Origin of the sequence: Aquiflexum sp. (genome assembly GCF_041749095.1) — a bacterium.
In the GTDB taxonomy this organism is placed as follows: Bacteria; Bacteroidota; Bacteroidia; order Cytophagales; family Cyclobacteriaceae; genus Aquiflexum.
In genome coordinates this window covers 1-10673 of the sequence record NZ_JBGTCA010000222.1, presented here as the reverse complement: position 1 = coordinate 10673, position 10673 = coordinate 1, and the positions used below count along the sequence as shown (strand labels likewise).

11 protein-coding genes are annotated in these 10673 nt (G+C 39.5%); 9 read left to right on the top strand and 2 right to left on the bottom strand.

Translation table 11 applies throughout. The features are described 5' to 3' along the window. The 6 genes from ACEW8O_RS10935 to ACEW8O_RS10910 all read left to right on the top strand — a co-directional run. Window positions 1-376 (top strand): magnesium citrate secondary transporter (locus ACEW8O_RS10935; RefSeq protein WP_373494670.1); only part of this gene is annotated, 376 nt, incomplete at its 5' end. Between the two features lie 72 nt (window positions 377-448). Continuing rightward, entirely contained in the window at window positions 449-1285 is an 837-nt protein-coding gene (gene prmC / locus ACEW8O_RS10930) for a peptide chain release factor N(5)-glutamine methyltransferase (protein WP_373494669.1), read from the top strand. A gap of 87 nt (window positions 1286-1372) precedes the next feature. After that, window positions 1373-1885, top strand: coding sequence for a hypothetical protein (locus ACEW8O_RS10925; RefSeq protein WP_373494668.1), 513 nt, complete (start codon window positions 1373-1375; stop codon window positions 1883-1885). 107 nt (window positions 1886-1992) lie between these two features. Beyond that, on the top strand, window positions 1993-2823 hold the full coding sequence (locus tag ACEW8O_RS10920; RefSeq protein ID WP_373494667.1) for a hypothetical protein: 831 nt from the start codon (window positions 1993-1995) through the stop codon (window positions 2821-2823). A gap of 4 nt (window positions 2824-2827) precedes the next feature. After that, window positions 2828-3502 (top strand): response regulator transcription factor, encoded by a 675-nt coding sequence (locus ACEW8O_RS10915; RefSeq protein WP_373494666.1) that lies wholly within the window; start codon window positions 2828-2830, stop codon window positions 3500-3502. Between the two features lie 6 nt (window positions 3503-3508). Beyond that, a complete protein-coding gene (locus ACEW8O_RS10910) occupies window positions 3509-4825 on the top strand; it encodes a sensor histidine kinase (RefSeq protein ID WP_373494665.1) in 1317 nt (438 codons plus the stop codon). A gap of 152 nt (window positions 4826-4977) precedes the next feature. On the opposite strand, the gene ACEW8O_RS10905 is transcribed toward ACEW8O_RS10910, so the two are convergent. Beyond that, entirely contained in the window at window positions 4978-5589 is a 612-nt protein-coding gene (locus tag ACEW8O_RS10905; protein ID WP_373494664.1) for a thiamine pyrophosphokinase, read from the bottom strand. 278 nt (window positions 5590-5867) lie between these two features. Continuing rightward, complete coding sequence (locus ACEW8O_RS10900; RefSeq protein WP_373494663.1) at window positions 5868-6800, bottom strand: hydrogen peroxide-inducible genes activator; 933 nt, start codon at window positions 6798-6800, stop codon at window positions 5868-5870. A gap of 104 nt (window positions 6801-6904) precedes the next feature. Here ACEW8O_RS10900 and ACEW8O_RS10895 point away from each other — a divergent pair, with 104 nt between their 5' ends. The 3 genes from ACEW8O_RS10895 to ACEW8O_RS10885 form a co-directional block, all read left to right on the top strand. Further along, entirely contained in the window at window positions 6905-7972 is a 1068-nt protein-coding gene (locus tag ACEW8O_RS10895) for a Fe(3+) ABC transporter substrate-binding protein (RefSeq protein WP_373494662.1), read from the top strand. A 9-nt stretch (window positions 7973-7981) separates the two neighbouring features. Further along, on the top strand, window positions 7982-9619 hold the full coding sequence (locus ACEW8O_RS10890) for an ABC transporter permease (protein WP_373494661.1): 1638 nt from the start codon (window positions 7982-7984) through the stop codon (window positions 9617-9619). 19 nt (window positions 9620-9638) lie between these two features. Then, on the top strand, window positions 9639-10673 hold a 1035-nt coding region (locus ACEW8O_RS10885), incomplete at its 3' end, for an ABC transporter ATP-binding protein (RefSeq protein ID WP_373494660.1).

Here is a 10673-nt window from a genome sequence, read left to right as displayed (position 1 = left end):
TTGCAGCACTACCGGGATGATATCAGTTTTCAAAAATCCATATTTTTTAATCGCATGCATTATTTTTTGGCTCAATCAGTTTTTGGAAAAAGTAATGAAGGTTTTTATTCCTTATATCCATGCTTATCTCGATGATTTAATGGCGATGCCTGTTGTATTGGGAATTACCTTGCAGGTTTTCAGGTGGATACACCCGATTAAACAGGATTTTGTTTTCAGTAAGACCCAGGTTTTGGTCGGTTGGGCATATTTCTCCTTTTTGTTTGAATTCCTTTTGCCCAAATGGTCCTCCACCTACACAGCAGATATCTTGGATGTATTCTGTTATGGATTAGGAGCAATAGCTTTTTACAAGCTGATCAATGTAAAAAGGTAATCGGAAATTGAGTACTTCAATTTAACTTCAGCTTTATAATTACCTTTGAGATTAAAGACCCAATTAACTTTTATGACCCTTTCCGAATTATTCCATTCACTTACTTCACAGCTACAGGAATTGTATTCCAGACAGGAATCCGAATCTCTGATTATTTGGCTTTTTGAGGAGTATTTGGGTAAAAGCAGAAGGGATATATCCAATAATATTGCTTTGGATTCTTTGCCTATTGAACTTGAAAATGCCTTCAATGAATTACTTGAAGGAAAGCCTATCCAATATGTCACAGGAAAAGCGCCATTCTACGGAAGAGAATTTTTGGTCAATTCCAGTGTACTTATCCCGAGAAATGAAACAGAGGAGCTTGTACATTTAATACTTAAAGAAAACAAAAAATCCGGAATCAGGATTTTGGATATCGGGACAGGTTCGGGTTGTATCCCCATAACTTTGGCATTGGAAATAACAGGCTCCGAAGTTTTTGCCTTGGACATCAGCGAGGAGGCACTTTCGGTGGCTTCACAAAATGCCAAATCTCTCGATGCAAAAGTTGTTTTCCAAAAGTGTGATTTTTTAAATGAAGAAATCCCTTTTAAGAATTTGGATATCATTGTCAGCAATCCTCCCTATGTGAGGATATCCGAAAAAGAAATGATGCATGCCAATGTATTGAAATATGAACCTCACTTGGCACTATTTGTCCAAGATGATGATCCATTGTTATTTTACAGGCACATTGCCCAAAAGTGTAAAAATGCTCTAAATCCAAATGGAAGACTGTATTTTGAAATCAATGAAGTTTTGGGTTCTAGTACGTCAGATCTTTTGACTGATAATGGTTTTAAAGAAATCAGGATACTCAAAGACCTTAACAACAGAGATAGAATGGTAAGTGCGGTTTTAAGATAATTTTTCAAGTATTTTACTTAAATGAGCTTTCTTCATCAAATCTTCATTTAAGGACCTTTACTTTACATCCATATTAAAAAAAATATTATGAAAAGGATAAGTTTAATTGCTCTTATGTTCTTTATCGGTTATGCCGGAATGGCACAGACTGAAAAAAAGAAAGATGTTAAAGTCCCGGCAGTTGAAAGAGAATTGCCGGCAGAGGCAGAAAAAGGTGCTGAAATCAGCAAAATGGCCACTACTCTTGAAGGTGGAAAAGAAAAAGGAATTTCCATCAGTAGTGCGGCCAGAAGAAGTTCAATGGTCAGAAACAACCCTGCAGCTGACAATGCTGAAAAAGCAAGAGAAAGGGCTGCTCTTGGAGCAGAAAATGCTGAAAAAGGAAAGGAAATTTCCGAGAATGCAAGGACCCGTGCCAATGCGCCATCTGAAAGACCTACTCCACAAAACGGAAGACCCGCAGTTGTCCCGGCTAGTAGACCAAACGCACCTGTAGTTAGACCTAACACCCCGGTGAGACCCACTAGACCAACACCCACAAGACCTGCTCCTACTACCAGACCAACAATACCCTCAGGTAATCCAGGTGGAGGCTTATAATTTGTTTTTAGGGAAGTGTTCTTATTGCGGAACACTTCCTATTATGATGTAATTTGGCATTTACCATCAGTTATGCCCGGTTAATTTGAAACTCTTAACACCCGTATATGAAATTCAAATTAAGTTTGACCTTGGTATTGTATTTTCTGTTTATGGGAAATTCATATGGACAGGAATCCGATTCTACCAATAAAGAAGATAGGGAAACCGTCTATGATTTTTTGATCATAAACGCACGTTACCAAAATGCCTTTACTTTTTTGGGGAGGGATTTTGGTCAGACCATACCTTTCGGGTCTTTGGACATCATGTATTTTTTTAATTCCGGAGTGTATATTAATTTATCTTCCTTCAAATTCCTTCAGACTGAAATCCCCTTGCAGTATGGTGCCACCCTGGGATATTTCAAAGAAATCTCCGGTAACACAGACATCAATATAAGTTATTCCCAATTTATAGTAGGCCAGTCAAGTGGAATTGCAGGAATTGAAAACATGGGTTTCCTGCAGACCACCTTGGGTTTGGATTGGGGTATGATGTACTCTACAATACAACCCCAGATTCTGTTCAATGAAATGAATGATTACTTTGTCAGTAGCCATCATTCTCGCTACTTTGAAATTGATCAAAAGCTGTGGAAGAAAATAACCGTCTCTTTCGAACCTAAATTTTCCTTATTGGCAGGGACAAGCAGGTTTTATCAGATCGGAAATAGCGGGCAAATGGAGAATGGTCAGTTGGAAAACACTGACAGATTCCAATTGGTAAGCAGCGAAATTACCTTCCCGATTACTTTGGCAAAAGGAGGCTGGGAATTTGAATTTCAGCCTAGATATATTGTTCCTCTTAATCTGCCTGAGTTTGATAATTCCAGAAACAGGTTTATTTGGGGGTTTCAGATTTCACATGCGGTCCCGGTAAAAAAACTTAAAAAATAAGGTCATGAGGATACTATTGGTTGAAGATGAAATAAAGCTAGCTGATGAAATATGCGGATATTTAAAGGGAGAGGAATACGTATGTGATACTTCCCCAACATTCGCTTCCGCCTCCGAAAACATTGCCATTAACCCTTATGATTTTATTTTGCTTGATCTTGGACTTCCCGATGGGGATGGAATGGATCTGATAAATGAAATTAAAGAAAACCAGGAAAACGCAATTATCATTATATTGACCGCCCGGTCAGAAATCAGTGACCGTGTCGAGGGGCTCGAAAAGGGGGCAGACGATTACCTTCCCAAACCTTTTTCTCTGCTGGAACTCAAAGCCCGTATGCAGGCGATAGTGAGAAGAAAAAGTGGCTGGAATAAAGAGGAAATTACAATTGGAAGTTTTATGTTGGATTTGGGAAATAAAACTGTCAGTCATTCAGGGAATCCTATCAGTCTGACCAAAAAAGAATTTAATGTGCTGCATTTCCTTCTGATCCACAAAAACCGTGTCATCAACAGGTATCAACTTGCCGAACACCTTTGGGGGGACCATATTGAAGATGATTATCAGTCCAATTTTATAGATGTCCATATCAAAAACATCCGAAAGAAACTGGGTGAATTTGCTCCTGTGGATTGGTTGGAGACCATTCGGGGAATAGGCTATAAAATCCAAGCATAAAAAAATATGCAGTTACGTTCCAAAATGCTTTTGTATAACCTGCTGGCCAAAGGATTGATCCTATTGGTTTTTTTGATGTCAGGGCCATTCTTTCTCAAGTACTTTGCTGTCAAAAATACAGATACCCGTTTGCTCGAAAAAAGAGAGAATGTACTGCAAATTATCCGAAATCAGGGTTTGGATAACTTTTTTGTGGAAGAGGACTATAGCCGTGGCTTTGGAAGCTATAATATTCTCAAAGAAGAATACATACTCCTGGAACGTATAGCCGAACCCTTTCTGGTGGACACCATATACAATGAGGAACGGATCATTGAGGAGGTATCGGTAACCTATAGGGTCTGTTCCTATGTGTTTTCTTTTGAAGAAGATTATTTTCTGCTGGAAATAGGTAGAAGTCTTGAAACCATAAAGGACATTGAAAGAATCATGTTCAGGATTCTCTATATTACATTTTTTATCTTTTTGCTGCTAACTTTCTTCCTGGATTCTGCATTTGGAAAATGGCTGGTAAGACCATTTAAGCAAATTGTAGAAAACAAACTTTTACACATCAAAGAACCCCAACAATTCCAATACAGTCCGATAAAAACTTCCACCGATGAATTCCGGCTTTTAGATGAATCATTGTCAGAAATGATGAAAAGAATCCAAAAAGCTTTCAATCAGGAAAGAGAATTCATCTCCCACGCTTCACATGAACTGAAAACGCCATTGTCCATTTTGCAGTCAAAAGTGGAGGGTATCTTCAATCTACCTGATCTGAAACAGGAACAAATGGAAAAACTGATGGACATGCAGTCCACGGTGCAGAAAATGAAGAAGATGGTAAATTCACTGTTGTTGATATCAAAAGTAAACAATGCCCAATTCCTTAAAACTGATTCCGTAGATCTTGGTGAACTTCTTAGCGACCTACATCAGGAATGGAAATCTATGGCAGATGATAAAAACATAAAAATGTTGCTCCAAAAAAACGAGCTTTACCAATTTACCGCCACCAATGAATCTCTCTGTATCATGATGGTTCAGAATGCCCTGGTAAATGCATTGAAATACACCCCTGATAGAGGCAAAATCAGCTTGTCCGGTGAAAAGACGGAAAGCGGGTATCAGATTACAGTTGTGGACAATGGAAAAGGAATTTCCAAAGAGATGATGGATCAAATACAAAATGGTACTGTTTTTCTAAAGGATGCCTCCAAAGACAAATCAGGTTTTGGATTGCAACTCATCTATAAAATCGGCCTGTTTCTGAATGTCGGCGTCCAGATTGAAACCAACACTAATGGAACATCATTGATTTTTGATTTCAAAAACTAAGTAAATCAAACTAACACTACTTTGTCAAATTAAACATTGACCGAAGAAACCTGCCAGGTTTATGTGCTGTAAGTGTAAAGGATTAACAATTTAAAGGTTGAAAAAACCTGGCCGGTTTTAGCCCAATCCCTTACATGACAAAATAGGAATAATCAATGGGCAAATTCACCGATCCAAAAAACACTGTTTGATTTAAAATTGGTGGTACCCTCATCTACCTCCACCATAGTTGCATATTTTATTTCAACAATTTCTGAGGAATCACTTGTTTTTACTTCTATCAAAGTCCCTTCAGGGGCATGCAATTGAACAGCACATGCCGGGAACCACTTTTTGAACTCCCTGTTTTTAACAGGAAAATATCTGGTCGTTCCATCCCAAACCACAATATCCAAAAATTCAAGTTTTGATTCCAATTTAGCTACTTTTTGATGATCAAATCCGATAATGTTCACGGCAGAATGTTTTGAAGCTATGAGGTATTGTAAGCCTTCACCTAAGAAATTCCCCTCCTGAACCCCCAGAAATTTGACCGGATACTGCTCTTCCAGCAAATGATAATGCTGTTGCTGAAAAACCATTTCGGCCATAATCATGTCGATTTTTATTCCCCAGGATATTACCGTAAAAACTTCTTCCTGCGCAACCAATATTGTAGGAACCCATTCCAATAATGGAGCAACCACATCAAAGCCGATACCTTCAGTGTTCAGGATGATTAAAGCAGGTTCCTGCTGTTCTTTGACAAAATGGTGGGAGGACATTGTTATTGAAGATTTTAGATTTTAGATTGAAGATTGTAGACCGGGCCTGCTGGCAAGCTTTTGATTTTAAAATTGTGAAATTTGAGTGTAGGATTTTCAAAATTATCCAATCTCTCGCTTCGTTTTTTACTTCTCACCCGTCAGCTTACCACTGTCAAACGCCTACTGCAAACTGTGACTGCTTACTGAAAACTGCCTACTGAAAACTGCCCACTGACCACTGCCTACTGAACTACGACTACTCACTGAACACTGCCTACTGAACACTGAACACTCCTTCACTTAAACCTCACCACTTTTCCATGAGCTTTGGAAGTCATGGCCTGCGGGATGGCATCACAGATTTCATTGTAGAGTAATTCTACTAACTTCTTTTTCAAAAAACTTCTGGTCAATACTATACTTACCTCCCTTATCGGCTCCTCGCCACTGAATTTTCTCAATCGTTGTTTTTCCTCTTCATTTAGGGAAAACGTGGCCAATTCAGGAAGCAGTGTGATCCCTGTATATTGATTGACCATGTTTTTCAGACCTTCCAATGAACCGCTTTCATAGTGGAAATTATTCCTTTCAAACTTGGTCTGATTACAAAGGTTCAAAACCTGATCGCGAAAGCAATGGCCCTGCTGAAGCATCCACATGTCGTCAGATTCCAGATCCTTAACCGTTAGCTTTTCTTTTTTGAGAAGTTGATGCCCTTTGGATAAGTAAGCAAAGAATTTTTCATAGAACATCGGCTTTTCCACAATCCCGGGTTCATCCAAAGGGGTTACAACTACACCAAGATCCAGCTCATCATTTTTAAGCTTTCTGAGAATCTCCTCAGTGACAGTTTCCTCCACTTGAAGCTTTACTTTGGGGTATTTTTCCAAAAATCCCTTGATAAATCTATGTAACAAATAAGGCGCTATGGTGGGAATAATGCCCAATTTGATCACACCGCTGACATCGCCTTTCAACTGTGACAATAACTCATATATTCCTTTACTCTCCGAAACCACTCTTTTGGCTTGTTCGATTACCTGAACACCGATTTCGGTAGGGATCACCGGCATTTTGGATCGATCAAAAAGGATTATATCAAGCTCTTTTTCCAACTTACTGATCTGTGCACTCAGTGTAGGTTGGGTGACAAAACAAGATTCAGCCGCATTGCCAAAATGCCTGTGTTTATCGACCGCAATAATATATTCGAGTTGTTGAATCGTCATGTTTTTAGTTTAAAATGACACCTAAAACTTCTAAAAATCACTTGTTGTTTTAAGGCCCACAAATATAAAAATCTTTTTCTTTTTATTTAGATTTGATTTAAATAATGATTAATTTCGCCCAATTATCAACCTCTATTATGTTTAAAAATATCATCAAATTAACTCTAATCGCCTCTTTTGGGGCAATTTTGATTTCATGTGGATCCAGTAGTGAAAAAGTCGAAGAGGTCAATGTCTATACCCACAGACATTATGAAGCAGACCAAAAACTATTCGATTTGTTCAGTGAAAAAACCGGAATCAAAGTGAATGTGGTTTCAGCATCTGCGGATGAACTGATACAAAAACTGGAATTGGAAGGAGCTAATTCTCCTGCTGATGTACTCATCACAGTAGATGCAGGTAGATTACACAGGGCCGAAGAAAAAAGCCTTCTACAATCTGTCAATTCTGAAATCCTGAATGCAAACATTCCTTCCAAATTCAGAGATCCTGAGGGATATTGGTTTGGATTGACTTACCGTGCAAGAATCCTTGCTTACAGCAAAGAAAGGGTTAATCCCGAAGAATTGAGCAGCTACGAAGCACTGACAGAACCACAATGGAAGGGAAGGGTACTTACCCGAAGCTCAGAAAACATCTATAACCAATCTCTTTTGGCTTCCATCATTGCGCATCATGGAAAAGAGGGTGCTGAGAAATGGGCCTCAGGATTATTGGAAAATATGGCAAGGTCACCCAAAGGAAGTGACAGAGATCAGGTAAAAGCCGTGGCATCGGGTGAAGGTGATGTAGCCATCGTCAATACCTATTACATTGGTATCATGCTCAATGATGCCAATGAAGAAGAAAGAAAGGCCGCTGACAAAATCTCCATATTCTTCCCCAACCAATCCGATAGGGGAACACATATCAATATATCAGGTGCTGCTGTGACAAAATATGCCCCAAACAAAGAGAACGCTGTCAAATTGATCGAATTCCTTTCAAATGAGGAAGCCCAAGGAGTTCTGGCAAATATCAACTTTGAATATCCGGTAAACACTAAAGTTGAATTTTCAGACTTATTGAAAAACTGGGGTTCTTTTAAAGTTGATGATCTTAACCTGTCAGTCTTGGGAGACAACAACAATGATGCTGTCATCATTTTTGACAAAGTGGGTTGGAAATAATTAACCGTTTTGGACATTTTAAAAAGAAATTACTTTTGGTGGAATAAATGGACAGGCTACTCGCTGCTGATATTGCTGCTGGTAGCCACTCCTTTATTTACTATTTTTATTAAACTTTTTGATAGCCCCGGAGGAAGCTGGACCCATATTGCCAATAACCTGCTTTTGGGCTATTTCCAAAATACCATTCTCTTACTCTTGGGTGTTGCTATTATGACATTCTTACTTGGGGTCAGTACAGCTTGGCTGGTATCCAATTATGAATTCCCCGGAAGAAAGTATTTTGAATGGCTATTGATTTTGCCCTTGGGATTTCCAGGATATATCATGGCTTACACTTATGTGGGCCTACTGGACTATACAGGCCCCATACAGGTTTTTTTCAGAAATACATTTGATGTACAGGTTAAAGGCAGCTTGATAGATATCATGAACCTTCCCGGTGCGATTTTTATCTTATCCATCACCCTGTTTCCTTATGTATTTTTAATCACAAGGTCATCCTTTCTACAGCAATCCAACACCTTGCAGGAAGCTTCATTTCTTTTAGGTGCAAACCGTTTAAAAACTTTCTTCAAAGTGGCATTACCAATGGCACGACCTGCTATAGTTGCAGGCATTGCCCTTGCCTCCATGGAAGTACTGAACGACTATGGGACCGTCAAATACTTTGGGGTAAATACATTCACGACAGGAATTTTCAGGGCATGGTTTTCCATGGGAGACTCCTCTACTGCGATTTATCTGGCGGCCATCTTGATGGTATTTGTCTTTGTGATTCTATACCTCGAATCCCTTCAGCGGGGAAACAGACAATATTCCTCCGTCAATGGCATCCAAAAGCCCACAGCCCGTTTTCATCCTACTTTGGGTAAAAAAATATTTTACACAGGAATCTGTACTTTGATATTTCTGTTAAGTTTTCTGTTTCCATTTCTTCAGCTTTTACAATGGGTCAGCCTGACTTATACCAAGGTGGTAAATCAGGACTTCTTTTTATTGATCTTTAGAAGTTTTGGGTTGGCAGCGATGAGTGGGATTTTTATTGTTATGCTTTCCATTGTATTACTATATGCATTAAGATTAAGCCCATTCAAATGGGTAAAAAATATTACCAAGATAGCGACTTTGGGCTATGCCATTCCCGGTGCTGTTATTGCAGTAGGTGTGATGATTCCGTTTATCGCTTTGGACAAATGGGTTTACGGAACCTTGTTCACTTCCCAGGTCGCCGGGCTGTTTTTCTCTGGAACCTTGTTTGCGCTCATTTTTGCCTACATCGTCCGGTTTATGGCTGTTGGGTACAATCCCGTGGAGGCCGGTTTTCAAAAAATAGGTATCCATGTCAATGAAGCCAGCCGGCTGCTAGGTGTGAGAAGCACCAGGACATTATGGAAAATTGACCTGCCTTTGATCAAAACAAGTTTGGTATCAGGCATATTGCTGGTATTTGTAGATGTATTAAAAGAATTACCCTTAACTTTGATCCTGCGTCCGTTCAATTACCAAACTTTGGCCACAAAGGCATTTGATATGGCCACAAACGAGATGATTGCTGAATCAGCCAATGCCGCAGTGATTATTATTCTTACAGGAATTATTCCGATTATTTTCCTGAACAGATTGATCAAAAAAAGAGAACTTTAGAGAACGCTTTACAAACCGGATGAGGATTTTATCACTCCAACACATCAATAAAAAATATAATAAAGCAGATGAGTTTGCTGTCAATGACGTTTCCTTTGACGTAGAGGAGGGGGAGATTCTTGCCTTGGTCGGAGAAAGCGGTTCCGGAAAAACTACCCTGCTGAGATTGATAGCAGGCTTGGAACATCCGGATTCAGGTTCGATCTCATTAATGGGACAGACCATTGTGGAAGGCGTGAAATCTGTACCGGCCCATGAAAGACAGGTCGGGATGGTGTTTCAGGATTATGCATTGTTTCCCCACCTGACCATCCTTGAAAATGTAAAATTTGGGCTGCAAAAAGCCAAAGGAAATTCAGAACAGATAGCTTTGGATACACTCCAACTGGTAGGTTTAAAAGAAGATTTTTCAAGATATCCACACCAACTTTCCGGTGGTCAGCAGCAGCGTGTGGCTTTGGCAAGGGCAATTGCCCCCAATCCCAAAATCCTGTTAATGGATGAGCCTTTCAGTAATCTTGATGCCATGCTCAAAGATCAGGTAAGAGAAGAAATCCGTCAGATTATCAAAAAGACAGGTATTACCGCAATTTTTGTCACGCATGATACCAGAGATGCCCTCTCAACTGCGGACCGCATTGCTATCCTGCACAAAGGTTATCTGCAACAAATTGATATTCCCAAAAATCTCTATGAAAATCCTGTAAATCCATATGTGGCCAATTTTTTTGGAAAAAGAAATGAAATCCTGGCAACACCTACCGTAGAAGGTTTCTACACAACTTTCGGCTTTATTGCTGATCCAGAAGCAAAAAAATTCAGGGGTAAAGTTCGTTTACAATTCCGCCCAGAACATGGTGAAGTGGTACAAAGAGACGGACAGCAACTGACCGGTAAAATCGTCAAGATTTCTTATTTCGGCAGCCATCAAATGGTAAAATTAGCCGATGATGAAGGCAAGAGGGTAATCATTCGGACCAATCCGGGAAGGTCTTTTGAAGGGATGGAAAGAGCCAACTTTTACCTGTGGAAATACGATGTGGAAGAGGCTTTT